This window comes from Enterococcus sp. FR204 (assembly GCF_031143325.1).
Lineage (GTDB): Bacteria > Bacillota > Bacilli > Lactobacillales > Enterococcaceae > Enterococcus_B > Enterococcus_B faecium.
The window spans coordinates 1-23,668 of the sequence record NZ_JAKZIW010000003.1; the positions used below are offsets into that span (position 1 = coordinate 1).

At 39.3% G+C, this 23,668-nt stretch carries 18 protein-coding genes and 1 pseudogene; 2 read left to right on the top strand and 17 right to left on the bottom strand.

Going from position 1 to position 23,668, the window contains the following annotated elements:
- Nucleotides 1-115 precede the first annotated feature (115 nt).
- Nucleotides 116-414, top strand: a pseudogene (locus tag RG571_RS01280) (phenylalanyl-tRNA synthetase subunit alpha).
- A gap of 529 nt (nucleotides 415-943) precedes the next feature.
- Here the strand turns inward: RG571_RS01280 and RG571_RS01285 are convergent.
- Genes RG571_RS01285 through RG571_RS01300 form a run of 4 tightly spaced genes read right to left on the bottom strand, consistent with a single transcriptional unit; the run spans nucleotide 944 to nucleotide 4,575 of the window.
- The gene (locus RG571_RS01285) at nucleotides 944-1,897 is read right to left on the bottom strand and encodes a siderophore ABC transporter substrate-binding protein (protein WP_114634897.1); all 954 of its coding nucleotides are present in this window, start codon (nucleotides 1,895-1,897) and stop codon (nucleotides 944-946) included.
- A gap of 22 nt (nucleotides 1,898-1,919) precedes the next feature.
- Nucleotides 1,920-2,675 (bottom strand): ABC transporter ATP-binding protein, encoded by a 756-nt coding sequence (locus RG571_RS01290; protein WP_002297790.1) that lies wholly within the window; start codon nucleotides 2,673-2,675, stop codon nucleotides 1,920-1,922.
- Complete coding sequence (locus tag RG571_RS01295) at nucleotides 2,672-3,598, bottom strand: iron chelate uptake ABC transporter family permease subunit (protein WP_113843802.1); 927 nt, start codon at nucleotides 3,596-3,598, stop codon at nucleotides 2,672-2,674. The genes RG571_RS01290 and RG571_RS01295 overlap by 4 nt, the downstream gene beginning before the upstream one ends.
- 26 nt (nucleotides 3,599-3,624) lie before the next feature.
- Nucleotides 3,625-4,575, bottom strand: a complete 951-nt coding sequence (locus tag RG571_RS01300; protein WP_114634898.1) for an ABC transporter permease — start codon at nucleotides 4,573-4,575, stop codon at nucleotides 3,625-3,627.
- Between the two features lie 149 nt (nucleotides 4,576-4,724).
- Between RG571_RS01300 and RG571_RS01305 the strand changes: the two genes are divergently transcribed.
- The gene (locus tag RG571_RS01305; protein ID WP_002315517.1) at nucleotides 4,725-5,177 is read left to right on the top strand and encodes a YueI family protein; all 453 of its coding nucleotides are present in this window, start codon (nucleotides 4,725-4,727) and stop codon (nucleotides 5,175-5,177) included.
- Nucleotides 5,178-5,264: 87 nt separating this feature from the next.
- On the opposite strand, the gene gshAB is transcribed toward RG571_RS01305, so the two are convergent.
- The 13 genes from gshAB to recG form a co-directional block, all read right to left on the bottom strand.
- On the bottom strand, nucleotides 5,265-7,532 hold the full coding sequence (gene gshAB / locus RG571_RS01310; protein ID WP_114634900.1) for a bifunctional glutamate--cysteine ligase GshA/glutathione synthetase GshB: 2,268 nt from the start codon (nucleotides 7,530-7,532) through the stop codon (nucleotides 5,265-5,267).
- A gap of 186 nt (nucleotides 7,533-7,718) precedes the next feature.
- On the bottom strand, nucleotides 7,719-8,717 hold the full coding sequence (ftsY, locus tag RG571_RS01315; RefSeq protein ID WP_002287900.1) for a signal recognition particle-docking protein FtsY: 999 nt from the start codon (nucleotides 8,715-8,717) through the stop codon (nucleotides 7,719-7,721).
- Between the two features lie 11 nt (nucleotides 8,718-8,728).
- Complete coding sequence (locus tag RG571_RS01320; protein ID WP_114634902.1) at nucleotides 8,729-9,538, bottom strand: Cof-type HAD-IIB family hydrolase; 810 nt, start codon at nucleotides 9,536-9,538, stop codon at nucleotides 8,729-8,731.
- Nucleotides 9,539-9,546: 8 nt separating this feature from the next.
- Complete coding sequence (gene smc / locus RG571_RS01325; protein WP_114634904.1) at nucleotides 9,547-13,128, bottom strand: chromosome segregation protein SMC; 3,582 nt, start codon at nucleotides 13,126-13,128, stop codon at nucleotides 9,547-9,549.
- Nucleotides 13,129-13,147: 19 nt separating this feature from the next.
- Nucleotides 13,148-13,834 carry a ribonuclease III gene (gene rnc / locus RG571_RS01330; RefSeq protein WP_002287896.1) on the bottom strand — a complete coding sequence of 229 codons (687 nt, stop codon included), beginning with the start codon at nucleotides 13,832-13,834 and terminating at the stop codon, nucleotides 13,148-13,150.
- 347 nt (nucleotides 13,835-14,181) lie between these two features.
- The gene (locus tag RG571_RS01335) at nucleotides 14,182-15,963 is read right to left on the bottom strand and encodes an oligopeptide ABC transporter substrate-binding protein (protein WP_131774657.1); all 1,782 of its coding nucleotides are present in this window, start codon (nucleotides 15,961-15,963) and stop codon (nucleotides 14,182-14,184) included.
- A 25-nt stretch (nucleotides 15,964-15,988) separates the two neighbouring features.
- Nucleotides 15,989-16,903, bottom strand: a complete 915-nt coding sequence (locus tag RG571_RS01340; protein ID WP_002287893.1) for an ABC transporter permease — start codon at nucleotides 16,901-16,903, stop codon at nucleotides 15,989-15,991.
- Between the two features lie 26 nt (nucleotides 16,904-16,929).
- On the bottom strand, nucleotides 16,930-17,892 hold the full coding sequence (gene opp4B / locus RG571_RS01345) for an oligopeptide ABC transporter permease (RefSeq protein ID WP_002287892.1): 963 nt from the start codon (nucleotides 17,890-17,892) through the stop codon (nucleotides 16,930-16,932).
- Nucleotides 17,892-18,836: an ABC transporter ATP-binding protein gene (locus tag RG571_RS01350; RefSeq protein ID WP_002287891.1), complete on the bottom strand. Its 945-nt coding sequence runs from the start codon at nucleotides 18,834-18,836 to the stop codon at nucleotides 17,892-17,894. The genes opp4B and RG571_RS01350 overlap by 1 nt, the downstream gene beginning before the upstream one ends.
- The gene (locus RG571_RS01355) at nucleotides 18,837-19,841 is read right to left on the bottom strand and encodes an ABC transporter ATP-binding protein (RefSeq protein ID WP_002287889.1); all 1,005 of its coding nucleotides are present in this window, start codon (nucleotides 19,839-19,841) and stop codon (nucleotides 18,837-18,839) included.
- Between the two features lie 267 nt (nucleotides 19,842-20,108).
- On the bottom strand, nucleotides 20,109-20,351 hold the full coding sequence (gene acpP, locus RG571_RS01360) for an acyl carrier protein (RefSeq protein WP_002294295.1): 243 nt from the start codon (nucleotides 20,349-20,351) through the stop codon (nucleotides 20,109-20,111).
- Nucleotides 20,352-20,472: 121 nt separating this feature from the next.
- On the bottom strand, nucleotides 20,473-21,474 hold the full coding sequence (gene plsX / locus RG571_RS01365) for a phosphate acyltransferase PlsX (RefSeq protein ID WP_002289721.1): 1,002 nt from the start codon (nucleotides 21,472-21,474) through the stop codon (nucleotides 20,473-20,475).
- Nucleotides 21,475-21,522: 48 nt separating this feature from the next.
- Complete coding sequence (gene recG, locus RG571_RS01370; protein WP_029485731.1) at nucleotides 21,523-23,559, bottom strand: ATP-dependent DNA helicase RecG; 2,037 nt, start codon at nucleotides 23,557-23,559, stop codon at nucleotides 21,523-21,525.
- Between the last annotated feature and the right edge of the window lie 109 nt (nucleotides 23,560-23,668).

The following is a 23,668-nucleotide window of genomic DNA, read 5'->3' on the forward strand; positions in this document are numbered from 1 at the left end:
AATAAAAAACCTTTAACAACTATTGGAAAAAGAATTACTTTTTGTTCACGGATTATTAACAACTCTTCGGTAGAGTAAACTTATCAAATAAAAAGACTTCTTTGGAGGAATCACTATGAAGGAATATATAAAAAACATCTATTTTATCGAAGAAACACAAAATATCGAGGGTTCTTATATTGAAGTAAAAACACTCTTTGTCAATGAAGATAAAACCAAAGCATTGGATATTTATAAAAAATTAGCTTCAAAAAAAAAACGAATAGTTTTGGATTGATATTAAGCGAGTATAAAATCAAAGCAGAAGAAAGTTATTTCTATCAATTATTAAAACGGTGGAGTAAGCTTCCCGCCGATTTTTATCGAAAAATGCAAATCATCAATTATCAACCACTTGCTGAGACACATGCCTAAATAGAGGTTGTGAAATCAGTGCTTTGAGCTAATACCGAAGGTCAGCTGATTGAACATTGTTTAGAAGAGATTGTGACAACTGCGATTTGCTTTGAGTAATAAGAACGCTGGACAGAAAATAGCTTCTCATATTTTCTAGTCTAATGTCTAGTGGACTTATTGCCGAGAAGCAGCAGATGGAACATCGTTTAAAGAAGAGATCGGTACAAAATAAAAATATCTAAATTTAAGTTTTATCTAAGTTTCGCTTTGTACCTTTGATTCAAATCAAAGGAGGCGATCTTGATGCTGAAAAAATGGATCACACTATTTTTTGCCACTCCCCATTCTAGAATCAACCCGTATGATGTAGAGAATGAATTCACGTTGAAAAAAGATTTCCCAAATAAATAAAAGCCATCCGTAAAATCATCAATACGATTTTACGGATGGTTTTTGATAACTTCTTTTAGGATAGGCTCTTGCTATTTAAGAATGTAAGAAACATTATTGTTACATAGTATGAGAGTTTAATCCTCTGTTATTTATGCTATTTAAATGCTTGATTCACATCTTCGATCATCAGTTTCATTGATTCTAAACCGCCCCCGCTTAAATACCAGACATCTGGTTCAAGGGAGATGATCTGCTGATTTTTACCAGCATTCGTTTGTGCTACCAGTTCATTGGTAGAAATATCATCTTTGCTGTCGTCTCCACCAATAGCTTTTGTTCTGTCTACTACAAATAAGATATCCGGATTTTTTTCCAGCACATATTCATAAGAAACACTTTGACCGTGAGTGGATGCTTCGATTTGATCATCTGCTTGTTCAAAGCCAAATAAATCATGGATGAAACCGAATCTAGAACCAGATCCGTAGGCTGATAATTGCCCTTCATTCACAAGTGTGACTAGTGCTTTTTTGTCAGTAGCTTCTGCTTTCTTTTTCGTCTGATCGATTGCACTAGATAATTCCTCTAATTGAGTTTTAGCTTCTTCTTGCTTACCAAAGATCTCCCCTAAAGCAGTGACATTTTGCTGGAAAGATTCCCATGGATTTTTCGCATCTAAAGAAAGGAAAATGGTCGGAGCAATTTGACTTAGATCTTTTTGAAAATCTCTTTGCCGGCCAGAAATGATGATTAGATCTGGCTGAAGCTGATTAATTTTTTCTAAGTCTGGTTCTTTTATTCCACCTGCTGATTCTACTTTTTTATAGGATGAAAGATACTCAGGAAGGCTGCTTGTAGCTGCTCCAACTACCTTATCTCCAACACCAAGAGCATCCATCGTATCTAAAGAACCATTGTTGAATACGACGACTTTTTCAGGATTCTTTGGCACCTCGATTTGATCGCCATTACTGTCTTTTATCGTTAATGCCGTTTCAGCTTGCGTACTGCTTTTCTTTGTATCTGCCTGACTGGTGTTGTTGCTATTTCCACATGCTGCTAAACCAAATGATGCTAGAATCAAGATACCTACTACTAATTTTTTCATCTCTTCTCTCCTAATGTTAGTTTTAGAAATAAAGACAGAATCTGCGGCCTTCAATCTCACAAATCCGTATGTCCATTTCGTATAATTCATCCAATACATCTTTTTTTATCATTTCTTGGGTCGTTCCTTGCGTGAATAACTGTCCATCTTTCATCGCAACAATTTCGTCTGCATAACTTGCAGCAAAGTTGATATCATGAAGAACGATAACAATTGTTTTCCCGATTTCTTGTACTAATTTTTTTAAGATCTGCATGATTTGAACCGCAAAATTCATATCTAGATTGTTCAAAGGTTCATCCAGTAAAATATAATCCGTGTCTTGCGCTAGCACCATTGCAATATACGCACGTTGGAGTTGACCGCCTGAAAGAGTGTCAATCGATTGATCCGCTATTTCTTCTAACCCAAGGTGTTCCAGTGATTCCTGAACGATTTCCTCGTCTTTTGTCGTCAATTTTCCTTTCGTATAAGGAAATCGTCCAAATTCTACTAATTCTTTCACGGTGATTTGGACATTTATTTCATTCGATTGTCGTAGGATCGATAATTTTTTGGCTAATTCATTGGATTTCCAAGCCTTTACTTCGTTATGGTCTAAATAGATTTCACCTGTATCTTTTGGTATCAAACGACTGATCATCGACAACACGGTTGATTTTCCTGCCCCATTTGGACCAATAAAAGCAGTCAACTTCTTTTCAGGAATCGTTAACTGTACATCTTTGACCACTGATTTTCCATGGTACAGTTTATTGACCTTTTGTAAATCAATCATAGGATACTCTTCCTTTCGCGAATCAATTTTGTGACAAAATAAATTCCTCCGACAAATTCAACGACGACACTCACTGTTGTATTCCAGCCGAAAATCTGCTCTACTGCGAGCTGTCCTCCTGTCAGAAACAGCATAGCTACCAGAAAGCTTCCGATAAATAGCTGACCATGACGATAAGTAGAAAAGACACGATAACTGATATTTGCGACAATAAACCCTAAAAAAGTAACTGGACCCACAAGAGCCGTTGATGTCCCTGTCAAAAGACTGACACAACATAAAATCAAAAATTCAAAACGATCTGTGTCTATCCCGAGGTTTACTGCTTGTTCATTTCCGAGATGGAAAACGTCTAGCACATGTCGATATCGAAATAACAGGTACCAGCAGCCGATAATGATCAAAGAAGCAGGCAAAAGATACTGACTCTGGATATTGCCAAAGCTTGCAAATAATCTGCCTTGAAGCAAATCATATTCATTCGGATCCATGATGACTTGTAAAAAGGTACTGACACTACCAAAAAGCGTACCTAAAATCATCCCTGACATCAGTAATAAAAAAAGATTCGCTCTCATTTTTTTCAAAAGAAAGAAAAATAACAACAGACTCAGCCCAACCATCAGCCCAACGTTCAATAAGAAAAAACCTGTACCTGTCTGCTGAAGCATCGTCACTCCTCCGATAAAGAAGAAAAGGACCGTTTGGACAAGGACATATAACGACTCAAGTCCCAATACTGAAGGAGTCAAAAACTGGTTATGCGTAATTGTCTGAAAGCTGATTGTGGCACTGCTGACAGCTAGCGAGACAAGGATAAATGCAAAAATTTTCTTACTCCTCAATGCCCATGCAAAATGCCAGTTTCCATATGTATGGATCGTCAAGTACATTCCTGTAACAAATAAAACAAGAACAAGCATACCAATAAAAATAGATGGCTTTTTTTTTAAGCATATCGTCGCCCCCTTATCAGAAGATAAAGGAAGATAGCCCCACCGATGATTCCAACGATCACACTGACTGGTATTTCATAAGGAAAAATCAACACGCGAGCGACAAGATCGCAAAATACTAAGAACAAACTACCTGCTAAAGCAGTTACGCCAATTGTTTTGTGCACTTGATCTCCATATATTCTAGAGACAAGATTCGGAATGATCACTCCGATAAAAGGAATGCTTCCTACCATGATCAACATGACTGCACTAGCCAATGATACTAAGCCAATGCCTAAAAACTGCATCTTCTGGTAATCTATTCCCAAATTTACTGCAAACGATTCGCCCAGACCAATGATCGTAAATCGGTAAGCAAATAGCCAAACCAAGAGCAACAATGGAACAACAGCATACAATAACTCATAATTTCCTCGTATCACAGTCGCAAAATTCCCTTGAAGCCATGAAGTCATATTTTGTACCAACTGGAATTGATAAGCAAAAAAAATAGCAACTGAACCAATGATATTCCCTAACATGACTCCAATCAACGGAAGCATCAATTGATTTTTCTGGGGGAACAATCGCGTAAGGGATAAAAAAAGCAATGTTCCTGCAAAAGCAAAGCAAAATGCTGTCAAGGATCGGACAATCAAGGATGCACCAGGTAGGAAAATCATAGCCACTAAAATACCTAAACGCGCACTATCCATCGTGCCCGCAGTCCTTGGTGAAACAAATTTATTTTGGGTCAAATGTTGCATGATCAACCCACAAATACTACTGGTCGCTCCCACAAGGATCAAACAAATCGTTCGTGGCAAACGAGTCGCTAGCAAGATTTGTAAGCTTTGCCCATCTAACTGGAGCAGTTCTGACAATTGTACATTCGATACTCCGATGAACAATGAAATACTACTTAAAATAACTAATAATGCTACTAGTCGTCCGTAGCGCATCCAATCCACCTTTCTAATTGAGAATGATTTTCATTCTTATTTTAAGTGAATCGTTGAACAAAAGCAACCGCTTTTTCATATGTTTTAGGTATTATTGGGAATATGCTATAATCGTAAGAAAGACAAAGAGAAGAAGGAGGGTATTTTTTATGGCACAAGATGATGTAAAAAGCCATTTGGATAAGGGACTTTATGGTACACCTTTAGTGAACCCTGAAGAACAGCATAAATATTTAGGGACATTCAGGGAACGCTGCTATCTTAGTATGACTGTTGCTGAAATGATCCAACCAAAAAACAAAGAAAACTTTTTAAAAGAACTCAAAAAACATCCAGATGCTTCCATACTCTTGAATGGGGCTCTACCCCTTTCTGTCCAAAACCAATATATCCAGCTAGCAACGAAAAACAATAGCCGTTTCACTGTAGTCAACGATCACGTCACTGCAAATCCTGAGGAATTCGGATTGCTCTTAACAGCAAAAGAAGCAGTAAATGAACCTGTGATTGATATCGAAAAAAAATACCCAGAAGAAAACTCTTCGCCAGCTGAAAAAGAAAAACCAAAAAAGAAAAAAAGCTTCTGGGATCGTTTATTTTAAAACGAAAAAACACATAAATTTTTACATGCAAAAAAGCTTTTGATCAGATTGACATCAAATAGGACAATCTGTCAAAAGCTTTTTCTTTTAAAATACTTCAGGATATAACAATTTCAATACATTCATCGTCAATCTTCTGCCTTTTCCTGCAAAGGGATAAACATGCATATGCATCGCTGGATTGAAATTTGCTTCGATGATCCCATATGCTTTTTTATCAGTTGTAGGATCGATTTCTTTATCTGGTATAATCAAATCAATACCACTAATCTTAGCTCCTAGTGCTTCTACCGCAGAAACGGCGATTTTTTTGTAAGCTTCAGAAAATTCATCAGTCATATCGATCGAATCACCACCTGTACTGATATTTGAGTTCTCCCTTAGATAAACAATTTGATTGGCTTGGGGAACTGATTCGATCGTCAACCCTTGTTCTTTCAACATCAATTGTTCTAATTCACCTAATTGGATCAATTCTAAAGGTGCACGATGATTCGTTCCACGCAAAGGGTCACTATTTTTTTCTTCAACAAGTTCTTTCACTGTTCGGATACCGTCACCAATAACATTAGCAGGGACTCGCAACATGATGGCTTGGACTTCTCCGTCGATCACAAAGAAACGATATTCCGTTCCCGGCATAAATTCTTCTACTAAAACCGAACTGTCTTCACGAAAAGCAATGGCTAAACCTGCTTGATAATCTTCCAGACTAGCTCCTTCCTTGAAAATCGTGATACCTAACCCGTAATTGGTTGATTTAGGTTTGATCACAAATGCCTGATCGGCAAATCTCGGATAAGCTTTTACCGCTTCTTCCATTGATGAAAATTCTGCGCCTCCTGGTACCCGGAACCCAGCTTCTTTTAAAACTTTTTTCGTTACTGTTTTGTTTTCCATGATAAGTGGAACGATATAGCTGTCCTTACTTGTCATGTTTGCATTTTTCACATATTCTACATGGTCTTGGAATTGCAGACGCAAAAATTGATCCGACTCATCTAATACTTTGACTTGGACACCTTTTTGGATGGCATCGAACATAAATATCTGAGTAGAAAGTTCCATTTCGCGAAAACCGGCCAACTGATAGGGACGTTCATGGCTTTCTTTATAATATTGATGTCCCAATGCCACAGCAACTTCTTGCTGACTCGATAGCTGTGCTTCTTGATAGAGTTTCGCTGCTAACGTTTGTTCAGGATGATCCATTTGAGTCAATGCTTCCTCTACTAAATAAAGAGAATCCAACCAATCCAATTCAACCAGCATTTGCTTCATCCCTTCAAGAATTTCTCTACCTTCTTGATGAAATTCTGTTTGATCTGATGGTTGTTCTAGTGCTACTTTGTTATTTCGAGTCGTACCTTCTGCTACCCATTGGTCACTGTCTTCTTTTTCTTCTGTCCATAACATGTACATCAGGAATAATTGTAAAAACCGAACTTGCTCTGGATTGATACCCAATCTTGCATAAGGGTTCAGATCGATATTCCGCAATTCAATATAACGAACACCTGTTGTTGCTAAATCTGCGACTTTCTTTCCGCCTCGGAAACGAAGCGGTGTATAAAATTCTTTCTCCTCCGAAAGTTTCCCTTCTTCGATCATTCGCTCGATATCTGCTAAATACTGTTTCATAGAAGCATAGGAAACTTTCACATTTGGATGATTCGTATAGCCCAGCGCACTGTTACGAATACTGCGAACAGGTTCTTGCGGATGTGATTCATCTAAAAAGTAGTTCTTCTCACTCATTGGTGAAGCACCGAATAAATAAGTGATCATCCAGCGATAGCGCATAAAGTTTCTCGCCGTTTTCAAATAAAGTTCTGTTTTGAATTCGGAAAAATCTTGAAATTCTTCCTGATGGCTGAACAATGTTCTTAGCAACTCATCGCCAAATTCAAAATTGAAATGGATACCGCTTACCATCTGTTTTCGTTTCCCGTATTCTTTTGCTAAATAACGTCGATACAAGACATCTTCGAAATTTTTTAATTTTGCAATAATGATCTCTTCGTCTTTTTCCGGTAAGGCAGGTGGCATACTTAATGGCCAGATCATCTCTTCTTTCGGTATAGAACGAGCAGTCACATCATAAACAGCAGCGAGATACTGAAATAATTCGGGAATAGAATCGGTAACAGGGGTGATCATCTCTGTTTGTGTTTCGCTAAAATCTGTTTGGATATAGGGGTGATAGGATCGATCGCCAAAGATTGCTGGATGATCGGTTTTTGCTAGATTTCCTGCAAGATCAACCCGCTGTCCTTCCCGTTCTATACCAAATCGAGCTTGGTCGATAAAAGGGCGCGCGTTGATATGCAATAATAATTGCTTAAAATTCATCATTAAGTAACCTCCAATTCATATGAATCTAATTATAATCAAAAAGTCTAAGAAAAAGAACGAAATTGTTTGAGAACCGCTTACAAATAAGTATAAAAATGAAGGCATCAAAAACACAGCTATGTTAAAAACAATCATTCAAACAAGGAGCTGCAACTTTTGTCACAGCTCCTGCTTTTTAGACATGGGTTATTCTTCTTTTAGTAATCCTTTGAACAATCCAACGACAAAATCATTTGGATCAAACGGCTCCAAGTCATCGATTCCTTCACCAAGACCGACCAATTTCACTGGTAAATGCAATTCATTACGGATAGCAAGTACGATACCGCCCTTTGCTGTACCATCTAATTTTGTCAAAACAAGACCGGTCACATCTGTTGTTTCTTTGAATTGTTTTGCTTGAACCATCGCGTTTTGACCAGTTGTTGCATCTAGTACAAGAAGTGTTTCTTGGGGTGCTTCTGGTAATTCCCGCTGGATTACTCGTTTTATTTTTTCTAATTCGTTCATCAAGTTCACTTTATTTTGCAGTCGGCCTGCAGTATCAACTAGTAAAACATCTGCCTGCTCTGTCTTTGCTCTTTCCAAAGCATCGAATACGACAGCTGCTGGATCGCCGCCTGCATTGCCACGAACAACTTCAACACCAGCGCGTTCGCCCCAGACAACTAACTGGTCGATTGCTCCAGCGCGGAAGGTATCTGCTGCTGCCATCAATACTTTTTTACCTTCGTTTTTGAACTGATGGGCAAGTTTACCAATACTTGTTGTTTTCCCTACACCATTAACACCGACAAACAAAATAACTGTTAGTCCGTCTTCTTGGATATTTAGTTCATTTACTTCATTGATTCCTTCCGCTTCATAGAGATCCACAAGTTTCTCGATGATCGCATTTTGGACTTCTGCCGATTTTTTCGCATTTCTGAGTTTCACTTCTTGACGTAATGCTTCGGTGATTCGTATCGCTGTTTCAAAACCTACATCTGCACCGATAAGTGTTTCTTCTAATTCTTCAAAAAAGTCTTCATCGACTGTTCGAAAATTGGCAAACAACTCATTCATCCGTTCACCAAATGTTTTACGCGTCTTTTCTAAACCCTTGTCATACTTCTCCTGTACTTCAACTTCTTCTGTTTTCTCTTCGCCAGTAAAAGCACGCTTGATTTTATCAAAAAATCCCATTTGACTCCCCCCTACTCTAATACAAATTTTTGGATCACTTTGGCTACGCCATTTTCTTCATTGCTGGCTGTCACGAAATCTGCTGCTTCTTTGACGAAAGGCATAGCATTCTCCATCGCTACGCCTAGTCCAGCATATTGGATCATCGGTAAATCATTTTCCTCATCACCGATCGCCATGATTTCTTCTTGTTTCAATCCAAGATCTTTTGCCAATAAAGAAATACCATAAGCTTTTGTAACACCTTTTGGCATAAATTCCAAAAGCATACTTCTTGTTTTGATGATCTCATACATTTCATGGAATTCTGCTGGTATTTCTTTGATTTTAGGATCTAATTCTTCTTGGTCATAAGCGATTACTGCCTTATTAAGCACAAATTCATCTGTAATATCGCTTATATCCGCTGGTTGGAATTGCAGCAGCTTATTCAACACATTGTACAAGGATTGCTTCCTTGGGGCACTAGGTAGCTGTAAAACCACATTGTCAGACAAAACATCTAGTGGCAGATCCAATTGCTGAGCCAATTTGTATAAGCGTTGGATATCTGATACTTCCATCACTTTCTTTTCCATGATTTCACCAGTATCATTTTTTTGTACCAAACCGCCGTTGAAAGTGATGCTGTAGTCACCTTCATCTACCAGTCCTAATTCTTGCAGATAATGCGCCATCGCAGCTAAGGGGCGTCCTGTACATAGAACGATCTTGACCCCTTGCTGTTTTGCTTGTGCTAATGCTTGTTTATTCTCATCTGAAATCAGCTTTTGTTCATTTAATAATGTACCGTCCAAATCGATTGCTACTAATTTGATCATTTTCGTTCCTACACTTTCGTTTCGTTGATTTTCGCCTCTTCATTGATATCTTCCATCCGTACAGAAACGATTTTTGATACACCAGATTCTTGCATCGTCACTCCGTACAGTACATCTGCTGCAACCATCGTTCCTTTGCGGTGTGTGACTACGATAAATTGTGTGTCATCTTGGAAGTCGCTTAAGTAACGACCAAAACGTTTCACATTTGCTTCATCTAACGCTGCTTCTACCTCATCTAAGATACAAAACGGAACAGGACAGACACGGATAATAGAAAAGAGCAGCGCAATGGCTGTAAGTGCTCGTTCTCCTCCGGAAAGCAAACTTAAACTTTGTAGTTTCTTGCCAGGAGGTTGTACTTCAATCTCAATACCTGTTTTCAGCAGATCAGTTGGTTCTGTCAGTACTAATTCAGCTTTTCCGCCGCCAAACATATTTGGAAAGACAATTTTGAATTCTTGACGGATAGCTTCAAATACTTCTTTGAATCTTGTCCGCACTTCATCATCCATCTCATCCATCGTTTCAAACAATTGGTTTTTCGCTGCTAACAGATCATCTCGCTGTGTTGCTAAGAATGTATGTCTTTCACTGACTTGTTCGTATTGTTCGATTGAATTTAAGTTTACTGGTCCCAGTTTTTCAATCTGTTCTTTTAAGGATGAAACCTTTGTTCTACTGTCTTCGATATCGGTTGTTTCTTGATAGTCTTGGGAAGCTTTCTCAAATGTCAGCTGATATTCTGACTGCAGATAGGTCAAATGATTATCTAAAATCATTTCAGCTCGGTCTTTTTGGACTTCTAATTTGGATTGTTCCGACAGTCGTGCTTTTTGCTCACGATTACGCTCTGCCAAGACTGCTTCAAGCTTATCGATCTCCTTTTGCCTTCTATCTCGCTGCTCTTTGGCTTTTGCCAACTCGGCTTTTAATGTTTCTCGCTGAGCAGATAATTCGTTAATTTGTTTTTCCAAACTTTCTTCTGTGACTTCATGATCAGAAAAGTCTGCTGTCAATGTCGCCAACTGCTTTTCTATCGCTTCTTGACGTTCGGTTGCCTCTGCTTTTTGGACTCGGGCACCGCGGAGCTGGATCTGCAGATGATTAAACTGCTCTTTCAAGACAGCAAGATCTGCTTGTTCTTGTGCTTTTTGACTTTGTACTTGTGCTCTTCTGGCTTCCATCTGGTCGCTTTCTTGACTTAACGATTTGATTTCTTCGTCGATTTTTTGTCGTTGCGATTCAAGATCTGTTTGTTTGTCTTTCAATTCGTTCGTTTGCTTTTCGTAATCTTCGATAAACTGCTGCAGTTCACGTGTCTCAAAAGTTGAGATTTGCTTTTCTTTTTCAAAACGTTCAAGTTCATTTATGATGTTTTGCAGCTGATTTGTCGCTTCTTGTTCTTCAAAACGTAATTGTTCGCCTCGTGTACGCAAAACTTCTTGTTCTTCGGCTATACGAGCTGTTTCTTGTTGCAGCTCCTGAACTTTTTTTTCTTGTGCTTGGAGTTGTTTATCTGCTTCTTCAAATTCACTAGTCAACTGTTTCAATTCTTGATTTTGTACAAACAAACTGCCTTGGTTTCCTCGTTTATTCGCTCCACCTGTCATGGATCCTCCGGCATTCATCACGTCACCTTCTAAGGAAACCACTCGATATTGATAGCGGATCGTTTGCGCGATTGCATTGGCACTAGTTAAGTCTTTGGCTAAAAGGATCGTTCCTAGCAGGTTTTGAACCACAGTTTGGATTTGATCGGGATAACTGACTTGTTCACTGGCAATCCCTATAAACCCTTCTACAGCTGCTGCTTGTGTCAGTATATGAGCCGGTAATTGTCTTGGTTTGATTGTCGTCAGTGGAAGGAATGTTGCTCTTCCTCCTCTTTGCTGTTTCAAATACGTGATGGCTTGCCGAGCATCTTTTTCATTTTCAACGATGACATGCTGGGCTGCCCCACCTAAAGCTGTTTCGATAGCTAACGTGAAATCTGCAGGAACATCGATCAGTTCAGCCACTGCTCCGACAATACCCGAAAGCTGCTGTTTATGCTGCAAGACCAATCGAACCCCTTGGTAAAAACCAAAATAGTTTTCTTGGATCTCTTGAAGGCTTTTCTGACGAGCACGCAGCTGCTGGACTTGATTCATTAATTGATACATTTTAGGCTGTTCTTTTGCTAATGCTTCTTGGAACTTTTTCCCGTTTTGTTGGATCATTTCTAACTTCTCTTTTGTTTCAGTTAAAGATGATTTTAGCTGCGCCTGCTTTTGTGTCAATTCTTCTTTTTGTAAGATCAATCGGTCTACTGATGCTTCTACTTCCGATTGCTTGGCTAACGTCTGCTTGCTTTTTGCTGTTTCTTGTACATATTGACGTTCTAGATACTTCAGTTCGTTTCCTACAGCTGCTTGCTCTTGCATCAAATCAACATATTGATCTCTTAGTTCTGCCAATAATTCTTTCGTTGATTTTTGGTATTTTTCTAATTCTTGCTGTGTTTTTATGAGACTTGCTTCAGCTTTTTGGATTTCTGTTTCTTTTTCTGCTGCTTCTTTCAACAAGCTTTCTTGAAGCTTTTCAAAATGTTTAACCTTTTTTTGTGCTTCTGCTAATGAAGTTTGATATTCTTGCGAGCTTTTTTGTGTATGCTTTGTCCGCTCCTGCAAAACATCTTTTTGTCCTTCTGTCTGCTTCAGTTTTTCCGAAAGATCTAATAATACTTGCTGATTTTTTTCAATCAGACGGTCGGCTTGCGCATTTTCTTTACGCTGCTTCGCTAAAATGGATTCTTGTTCTTGGATCGACTCAGATAGTTTGCCTAATTCTAGATTGAATTTCGCAAGCTGTGCTTGTTTGTTGTCCCAATCTTTTTTTACTGTCTTGATTTCGGCAACCATCAAAGAGACATCGGTTTGAGTCAGTGTTTCTTTTAGCCGTAAAAACTCCTTTGCTGCCTCACTCTGGGCGGCCAAAGGAGTTAACTGTTCTTCCAATTCGTGGATGATGTCTTGGACGCGGCTGAGGTTGTCTTCTGTTTCAAAAAGCTTCTGTTCTGCTTTCTTTTTCCGCTGCTTGTATTTCAAGACACCAGCTGCTTCTTCAAAAATCCCGCGACGGTCTTCAGGTTTACTACTGAAAATCGCTTCTACTTTTCCTTGAGAAATGATCGAGAATGATTCTTTTCCTAATCCAGAGTCTAAGAACAATTCTTGGATATCTTTTAATCTGCAGCTTTGTTTATTGATGAAAAACTCGCTTTCCCCAGTCCGTCGATAACGGCGGGTTACACTGATCTCATTGTACTCCAATGGCAGATAATGATCACTATTGTCTAAAATCACTGTGACTTCTGCAATATTCAGCTGCTTACGGGTATCGGAACCGGCAAAGATGATATCCGGCATTTTTCCGCCTCGCAGACTTTTAGCAGATTGTTCTCCTAATACCCAGCGGATAGCTTCTGTAATATTGCTTTTTCCACTGCCATTTGGTCCAACCACTGCTGTGACGCTATTTTCAAAGTCAATGACTGTCTTGTCTGCAAATGATTTAAAACCGGCTATTTCAATTCGTTTCAAATACAAAGCTTTCCCTCACTTACTTTTACAGTGCTGCCAATGCATTTTCCGCCGCAGCTTGTTCTGCTAATTTTTTCGATTTTCCTTGTCCAGTGCCAATCAATTGATCATCTACATAAACTTCGATCCAAAATACTCGTTCATGAGCTGGACCTTCTTCATTGATCAATCGGTATTCGATTGATACATCACCTGATTTTTGCAAGACTTCTTGTAGTTTTGTTTTATGATCCATCTCATGTGAAAAAGCACCTGCTTTGACTTTAGGAAAAATCACTTTTTCGATGAATGCATGAGTCGTGTCGAATCCCTGGTCAAGATATAACGCGCCTAAAAAAGCTTCGAATAGGTCGCAAAGCAATGCTGGTCGCGTACGTCCTCCTGAATTCTCTTCTCCCTTGCCCAACAAAACATATTGATCAAAGTGACATTCTTTGGCAAATTTCGACAAGCTGTCTTCGCGAACGATCGCAGCTCGTGTTTTTGTCAATTTTCCTTCTGGCAAATGAGGATATAAACGGAATAAATACTGAGAAACCATCAGTTCTAAAACGGCATCTCCTAAAAATTCAAGTCGCTCATTATCCGATAATTGCAGATTGCGATGCTCATTCACATAGGATGAATGGGTAAAAGCTTGTTCAAGCAAATTTAGATCGTGAAAAACGATGTTATAGTTTTCTTTTAGTTCTTTTGTCAGCTGGTTGTCCATTTTCCACATTCCTTTTATGGATATTTTTTCGATACTTCCTTATTATACTGGTTTTTTGTCAAATTTGAAATGGTTCGGTCAAAAAGTAAGTAAAGCTTTAATAATCCTAGTGATTGACGAAAGGTTGTGAAAAATTCGTTTAGTTTCGAGTATGAAGAAAAAATTTTGTGAAAATGGCTTTCCATATTTTTGCATAAATTTGACTTAATACCGAGAAACTGGACTTTGAACACCGTTTATTGGAGAAGTCATGGAAACAGCGCCTTGACCTGAATATTAGAGAAATAAACAGAAAAATATCAAAAAACCGAAAAAGGACATCGCCCTTTTTCGGTCATTTTTAGTGATTATGAACGTGAATCTGCTGTAACAGAAACATTTGCCCATGGGTTTGGTACATCATAAGACCAATCCCAGTCTTTGACACGGTCGTTGACTGGCAATACTTCATTACGGAACAACGTTGGAATCGCAAATGCTTCTTCAAACGCATATTGTTGCCATTTTTGATATGCTTCTTTTTGGTACTCTTCATCAAATGCTTTGCTTGAACTGATATCGTTGATCAATTTTGTGTTTTCTTCTGATTCATAACGAGTGTAGTTGAACGCAGCATTTGGTCCCCATAGTCCACTTGGATTTGGATCAGTTCCTGTATTCCAAGCAGCTTGGTAAACATCGATTTCAGGATCATCGTTTTCTAATTTATCATAGAAAGAGTTGAATTCGATCAGACGACCTGTTGTGTATTGGACATCCAAACCGATTTCTTTCCATTGTTGGATATAGTAATCTGCCAATGGTTGCGCTGTTTCCCCACCGGACATCGAAGCAAAGTTGATTGTTAGTTTATTTCCATCTTTGTCTTCTCTTAAACCATCGTCATTCACATCTTTGTAGCCAGCATCATCTAATAGTTTTTTCGCTTTGTCTAGATCTTGTGTGAATCCTTTCATCTCATCATCATGGTATGACTGGAATACTGGAGGGATCAATGAAGTCGCATTGCTTCTCAAACCTGCATAGAAACGTTCACCTACTGCATCATTATCTAGTGCATAGCCCATTGCTTGACGTAATGATTTATCAGCCATTTTTGAATCTGGATTGTATTCCACACTCTTTGTATCTGCATTCCATTTACCTAACTTGAATCCTAGATAAGTATAAGAAGTTTGTTCACGGCCTAAGTTTGTATAGCCAGCAATTTCTTTATAGGTATCGTAAGTATCTGTTGGCATTTGGAAAATCATATCATATAATTTAGAGTTCAATGCTTCAGTTGCACTTGCCATCGGTACAGATTTCATCGTGATCTTTTTCAATTTAGGCGTACCATTCCAGTAGTGCTCGTTTGGCAAGTATTCTACTGATTCTCCTGCAACGATATTACTCATGTAATAAGGGCCAAAAGTCACTGGATTCTTACGTACTTGATCGCTTGATTCCATATCTTTGATTGCTACACCTTCTAACGTATGTTTTGGTGCTGCATATGACCAGATACCACCACCCGATTGAAGCATGCTTGGGTTTACTTCTTTATATTCGATTTCAACTGTTTTGTCGTCTATTTTTTTGATTCCGGAGATTGTGTCGGCACTTCCATCATGATATTCTTCCATACCTACGATGTTACGGAAAGTGTCGTCATAACGGATACCAGTGTAATCTTTATTCCCAATGATTTCGTAAGGGAAAATCACATCGTCCGCCGTTACATCTTCACCATCTGACCATTTGACGTTGTCTTTTACTTTGATTGTCGCTTTTTTCGTATCTTCATCTAGATCAAGCGTTGCAGCTCCGTCGTCTGTGATTCTGAAATCGTCATCGTTTGCAAATAACGCTTCATGAGAAGGAGCCATAAAAGCTGCATCATATGAATCTTGGTAAAACTCCCACTGGAACAATCCTTTGAACTGACTGTCCGTTGCGACCGCAGCTTCTAATTCGCCGTCTTCGATTGCATCATCATTATTTTTTGTTGCAATTGGAAAAGTTAATTCCTCTTTGTTATTGCCGTTGCCTCCAGAGTTGTTTCCAGAGGTATTTGTACCTCCGCCCCCGCATGCTGCAAGAACGACAGCAGACATCAGCGTTGCAAATCCAAAAATCGTTTTCTTCATTCCTATTTCCCCCTTCGCTTCTATACTAGCCTAACCGTTGGCGCGCATCTGCAGAACGCTTGAATGCTTGTCCAACATAATTGATACTCAACATCAAAACTAAAATAAGGATTGATGCGGGTAACCAGATCCATTGCCGATTCACTAAGACTTCTCCGTTACTTGCATAACCGATCAGTGTACCTAAACTAGGTACATTTGCCGGCAAGCCGAAACCTAAGAAAGTCAAAGTTGTCTCGATACCGATGTTTGCCGCAAAGTTCATCGTCAAATTAGTAATGATTAATGAACTTAGATTCGGCATGATTTCGCGGAACATGATTTTAAAATCATTGGTTCCCATTGTTTTTGAGGCACTGACATAATCTCTTCTTGCTTCAGATAATGTCTTGCTTCGGAATAATCGGGCTTTAGCTACCCAATAAAATGCACTCATGATGAAAATAAAGGACCAGACATTGTATCTGGAAATAATCGATACGAAGACGATAATGATCAGCATGATCGGTAGAATCATGATAAAATCAACGATCCGCATCAAGATGTTGTCAATGATCCCTCCGTAGTAGCCAGAGATGATCCCTAATCCAACCCCGATGATCGAAGTAAGGATCGTGATCGCAAATCCGATCGTAACAGAGTTTCTAGCACCTATGATCAATTGTCCTAATACATCACGTCCGCCTTCATCTGCTCCCAGAATGAACTTTTGTCCTTGTGTCGAAACTGTTCCTGGTGCAGCGTATTTGTCGAAGATACTAACATACATCACTTTGTCTTGATCGGTCAGCATTGCACCGATAAAGATCACTAATAATAAAACCACTAGCAAACCTAATGAAAAAATAGCAATTTTATCTTTTTTAAATTCTCGAGCAATCATTCGTATCCCCATAGGAGGAATACTTTCTTGAACTGCTGTATTGTTTTTTTCACTCATCGATCCATTCTCCTTTCTGATTGGTTTTATTGAATCCGAATACGCGGGTCAACGATACTCATAATGATATCTGAAAGTAATGTCCCCACTAGCGTCGCGATTCCTAAAATCAATACTAAGGATGTGATCACGGTATAGTCCCGTTGTCCGATGGAATCAATAAATAGTTTCCCGACTCCCGGATAACCAAAAATCTTTTCGATAACTACAGAACCAGCAATCAACGAAGTGATTTCATACCCCATTTGAGAAGCCATCGGCAACGCTGCATTTCGGAAAATATGTCGACTGAATACTTTATTCGTCGGTACCCCTTTGGAACGGGCTGTTCTGACAAAATCGAGCGATTTCGAATCGATTACTTCACTTCGCAGATATTGGATTGTGACGGCAGTCGCCAAAAATGCTTGGGTAATTGATGGTAACAGAATATATTTCAAACGGTCTATCCATTGAGTGATAAATCCACCTTGCAAACCTAGTGTTTGTGATCCACTTGTTGGGAACCAGCCTAAACGATAACCAAAAACAAATAGCATGATCAAGCCGAAGATAAATAAAGGAACAGCAAAACTAAAGAAGTTGTAGATTACGACAATCTTATCCAAGATTGAATTTTGATACCGGCCAGCAAGCATCCCCAGAGGCACAGCAATCAAATAAGTAAGGACAACTGTCAAGATCGATAGATATAAAGTGTTGATGATCCGTTCGCCGATCAAGTCAGCAACAGAGCGTTTGTATAAGAAACTTTGACCAAAATCACCTTGCAAAGCATTTCCGATCCAACGGAAGTACTGGACATACCATGGGTCATTCAAGCCAGCTGCTTGTCGCATCTGTTCGATCACTGCCGGATCCTGATTTGGATTGATCAAACCAGTAAATGGATCCCCCGGCATCGCTTGGGCTAATAAGAAGATCAGAACACTTAAAATAATAACTTGCGGGATCATCAATAAAACACGTCGCAGAATCGTTTTCCACATTAGCTTGCACCTCCATCTTTCAACGCCACTTTGTGTGTAGTTGTGATCGTACGCAAATCGTAGACTCGACCAGTCGCATCATAGTATTCTTTTTGATTTTGGATATACTCTTGTTCTACTCTTCGTCGATTTTCTTTGTGGCTTTCCCGATTTTCTACATCGATTTGCGGAATAGCTGAAAGCAGACGTTTCGTATAGATATGTCGCGGGTCATTATAAATGTCTTCTCTTGTACCGATTTCTACAAATCGACCTTTGTACATAATTGCGATGTTGTCGCACATGTGTTTTACTACACCTAAATCATGTGAAATGAATAAATAGCTGAGGCCGTATTCTTGCTGGATTCGTTTCATGAAATTCAATACTTGTGCTTGAACAGATAGATCCAGAGCAGATACAGGTTCATCGGCTACGATTAGTTTTGGATTGGTAGCAACAGCACGGGCTACTCCTAGACGTTGACGTTGTCCGCCTGAAAATTCATGAGGATATTTATATAGCGCATCTTCCGGCATCCCAACGATATCTAGCAGTCCTTTTACCTTTTTCTTTTCTTCTTGATCGCTTAATCGTTCAAAATTTCGGATGGGTTCAGCAATGATATCCAACACTCGCTTTTTAGGATTCAAACTGGACATTGAATCTTGGAAGATCATCTGCACATCCTTGTTATAACCCATTTTTTTGCGGTTGCTTCGCTTCGTTACATCTTTTCCTTCATACATGATTTGTCCGGCTGTCACCTTTTCTAATCCCACAACGGCTTTTCCCGTAGTAGATTTTCCAGAGCCAGACTCTCCCACTAAACCATATGTCTTTCCTTTTTCGATAATAAAATCCACACCATCTACAGCATATACATGATCCGTTACTCGATTGAAGAATCCACTGCGAATAGGGTAATGAACTTTCAGGTCTTTGATTGTGATTAATTCTGTCATCTACACCTCTCCTTTTTCGTCTCTAAAGTGGAAATGCTTATAGCAGGAGCAACGTACCAAGTGGTTCGGTGCGACTTCATGAAGGATAGGCTCTTCTTCATGATCGCTTGCTGGTATCCATGGAATACGTGGTGCAAACCGACAACCTTTACGAGGCATGTTTTTCAGAGAAGGAACGACACCTTCGATCACATGGAGTTCTGCATCATGATTTCCTTCTTGTGGTATAGAGTTCAGTAAAGAGCGTGTATAAGGATGCTTAGGATGATCAAACAGTTCTTTTACACCTGCTACTTCAACGAACTGTCCGCCATACATCACTGCCACTCGATCAGCCATTTCTGCTACGACTCCTAAGTCATGAGTGATCAAGATGATCCCTGTTTTTGTTTCTTCCTGAAGGTCTTTCAGTAAATCAAGAATCTGTGCTTGGATGGTTACATCTAGGGCTGTCGTCGGTTCATCTGCAATGACGATTGGAGGTTTGCAGGCGATTGCGATTGCGATGATGACACGTTGTCTCATACCGCCTGATAGTTCATGGGGATATTGGCGTCCAACTCTCGCAGGATTAGGAATCCCTACTTGTTCTAGCAATTCTAGTGCACGAGCTTGACGCTGTTCTGCATTCATCTTTGTGTGATAGGAAAGTCCTTCTTTGATCTGGTCTTCGATTCTCATGAGAGGATTTAATGCAGACAACGGATCTTGGAAAATCATTCCGATATCATTTCCGCGGATTTTATTATAGAGCGTTTCGTTCAGGTCGATTAAATTCAGATCGTTATATAAAATCTCACCTGTAATTTTTGTGTTATTAGGATCAAGTAATCCCATAATCGTAGTAGCCAAGGTACTTTTCCCGCACCCAGATTCCCCAACGATTGCTAAAATCTCGTTTTTGTCTAAAGTAAATGAAACGTCATCTACTGCATCGTAATAGTCATCTTTGAGTCGGAATCCTGTATGTAGGTTCTGAACTTCTAATAATTGGTTATCGGACAATCGAATACCCCTCTCTGCTTCCTAACTGGAAGTTTTTCTTAATAAAAAAGGACATTACACAGAATAAATCGTTTTATAACAAAGGTTATTCTTATCTTTGTGTAATGAATTATTAATAATTATATAGAAAACCGCTTTACTTTGCAACATAATTTCTGTTTATCGCCAGAATTATCAGAAAAATGACTTTTACGTGTCAAAAAGATTAAAAAAAGAAGGATAAAAAGCTGCATGCAGCTTTTTATCCTTCTTTGCTTTTATTTGAAATTATTTAAGATGGCTGCTGATATAATCTACTGCGCCACCGACTGTTTCAATTTGTTCAGCGTCTTCATCTGAAATTTCCGTACCGAATTCATCTTCAAGCTCTAAAACGAATTCCATAATACTAATTGAATCAGCTTTTAAATCATCTTTGATGTTCAATTCATCCGTCACTTTATCGGTATCTATCTCAAAATGATTTGAAATAATTTTCGCTACTTTGTTAAATACTTCTTCGCGAGTCAACTTTTTCACCTCCAAGAATCATACACTTGTCAATTACCTACACCATGGCTAATTTTACTGGCATTTTTCAGGAATGTCCACCTTTTTTTCAATGGAACGGATTGCTTTAGATATCCAAATGCTATTCTTCGCTTTTTTCAAATTGTTCGACTAATTGTCCAACTACATCTGTCTCAAGCATTGTGTGGATTTGGCGGATCGTATAGCGAACAGCATCGGGGCCTGTTGCTCCATGAGTTTTAATGACTGGTGCTTTCAAGCCAAACAAAACGGCACCGCCATGTTTGGAATAATCCATTTCTGCTTTCAAAGAACGTAAGCCGTCTTTTAAAAGCATAGCGCCCATTTTTCCTTTGATCCCTTCATTTAGAATAGCAGATTTTAATAGATTCATCATATTCATTGCTGTTCCTTCAATAGATTTCAAAACAGCGTTGCCTGTAAATCCATCTGTGACCACTACATCAGCCACACCATTGAGTAGCTCACGAGCTTCTACGTTTCCAATAAAATTCAAGCTTGTTTCATTCTGAAGGAGTTCATAGGCTTTTTTCGTCACTTCACTACCTTTTGTTGCTTCTGTTCCGTTGTTTAAGAGTGCGACACGAGGACGTCCGATACCTCGGACTTTACGTGCATAAAAAGAACCTAAAATACCGTATTGCAACAAATGTTCTGGTTTGTTTTCTGCGTTAGCGCCAAGATCCAGCATATCGAAACCGGCACCTTCTTTCCCTACTACTGGCAAGGTAGACATCAAGCCAGGGCGTTCGATATTTTTGATACGTCCTACGATGAACAACCCTGCTGCTAGTAGCGCGCCTGTATTCCCTGCTGAAAATACAGCATCTGCTTCACCGTTTTTCACTGCTTGTGCAGCAAGGACCATTGATGCAGTCTTTTTTCGTCGAATTGCTTTTACTGGCTCATCATCACTATTGATTTTTTCGTCTGTATGGATAATCGTGATGTTTTTTTCATTTGTTAAGTATTTCTTGATTTCTGCTTCTTTTCCGTAAAGTAAGAATTCTACTTCTGGAAAATCTTGCTGCGCTAAAGCCACGCCTTCTACAATTGCTTGAGGTGCGTGATCTCCGCCCATTGCATCTACGGCAATTTTCATTGTTTCCACTCCTTTTTCCGTCATCAGTATAAAGTATAGCACAGTCTGCTAATCGAAATAACGATTATCCTGATTTTCTATTTGGAGGCTTTGCGCTAAAGGCTGATACTCAGGAAGCATCTGCCAATCCTTTATTTGCCAAAGGGCTGCAGCCTCTTCTCTGGCTACCTCCAAAACATTTCCATCCGTCACCAAGTCAGCAATCGCAAATTGAGGCAGACCAGATTGACGGAAGCCAAATACTTCACCAGGACCACGTAATTCCAGATCTTTTTCGCTTAGTACAAAACCATTGGTGGTCTCTGTCATGATTTTCATCCGTTCCACACCTAGTTCATTTTTAGGATTAGCAACTAAGATACAGTAGGAAGCATCACTTCCGCGTCCAACACGTCCACGAAGTTGATGCAGCTGTGCCAATCCAAATCGATCCGCATCCATGATCAGCATGACGGTCGCGTTCGGCACGTTTACCCCTACTTCAATTACAGTAGTCGAAACTAATATCTGCATCTGGTTTTCTTTGAAGGCTTCCATGATTACTTCTTTTTCCTGATTCTTCATTTTACCATGTAACAAGCCAACTTCATATTTTGGTGCAAATAGTTCACGAAGTTTTTCATAGATTTCCACTGCATTTTTTACATCTAATGCTTCTGATTCTTCAATCAGCGGACAGATGACATACATTTGATGTCCTCTTGCCAGTTCTTTTTTCGTCCAATCCAGTACACTGTCCAATTGAGGTGTTCTTACCCAGCGTGTTTCGATCGGGATACGTCCAGCTGGAAGTTCATCAATGATAGATACATCCATCTCACCATATGCTGTAATAGCTAATGTTCTAGGAATCGGAGTCGCTGTCATAAATAAGACATCTGGTCGCCAGCCTTTTTCACGAAGTACTTTCCGCTGGTTCACGCCAAAACGGTGCTGCTCATCCGTAATAACTAGACCTAAATTCTGAAATTCGACTCCATCTTGGATCAATGCATGTGTGCCGATCACGATGTTAATTTCCCCTTGCTCTAGTTTTTCAAGGAGCTCACGACGTTCTTTTGCTTTCGTTGACCCCGTAAGCAATGCGATGGTTACTTCATTGGGATCAAACAGCTGTTGCAAGCTTTCCATATGTTGTTGTGCCAAGATTTCTGTAGGCACCATCAACGCACCTTGGAAACCTGCTGTAACGGTAGCGTATAACGCAATCGCGGCAACCACTGTTTTTCCGCTACCTACATCTCCCTGCAAAAGTCGCTGCATATGCTGCGGACTGCGAAGATCCCGACAGATTTCATTCGTTACACGTTTTTGTGCATTTGTCAGTTCAAAAGGTAGCTTTTGAGTAAATTCTTTCAATTTTTGGACATCATAAAGGATCTCCAAACCATTCGTTTCTGCTTTTTCTGCTTTTTTCAATCCTTGAAGACGCATTTGAAATAAAAAGAACTCTTCAAAAACGACACGTCGTTTGGCTTGATGGTTTTCTTCGTGGTCTTTTGGAAAATGCATACTTCTTACAGCAGAAGCTCGGTCAAGCAGTCGATATTTCTCCACAAGGTTGTTTGGCAGATTTTCTTCAATCAATGTGCCGTATTCTTGAAACCCTTTTTTGATTAGATCAACTAATGTCGTTTGACGAATTGATTTGTTGACGTGATATATCGGCGAAAAGTCATCCATTGTTTGAGAACCTAAAATCTTCATCCCGTTCAATGCTTTACGCTTTGCATCCCATTTACCGTATACGGCGATTTCCTCCGATAAAATGACTTTTTCTTTTAGATAAGGTTGATTAAAAAAAGAAACGTTGAACACATCATGTTCTTGCATCATACGAAATTGCAATCGGCTTTTTTTATAACCAAATCGATTCATCACAGGAGGCGAGACTACGATTCCTTTCAAAGTAACCTTTTCTTGATCTTGGATCTCGTTTAGATTTCTTTCCTGAATATCTTCGTAGCGAAAAGGATAATAAGTCAGTAAGTCTTCAATCGTTTGGATGCCCAAGCTGGCAAGACTAGCTGCTCTTTTTTCTCCGACTCCTGCCAGCATAGTGATTGGATCATCTAAAGAACGCATAAATTTTTCCTCCCTCCTTTAACAAAAAAAGGACTTGGTCAGCGATCATACCTGATCACTAACCGAAGGCCTTTTATGAATGAATACTGTGTTAGAAAGATATTCTGAC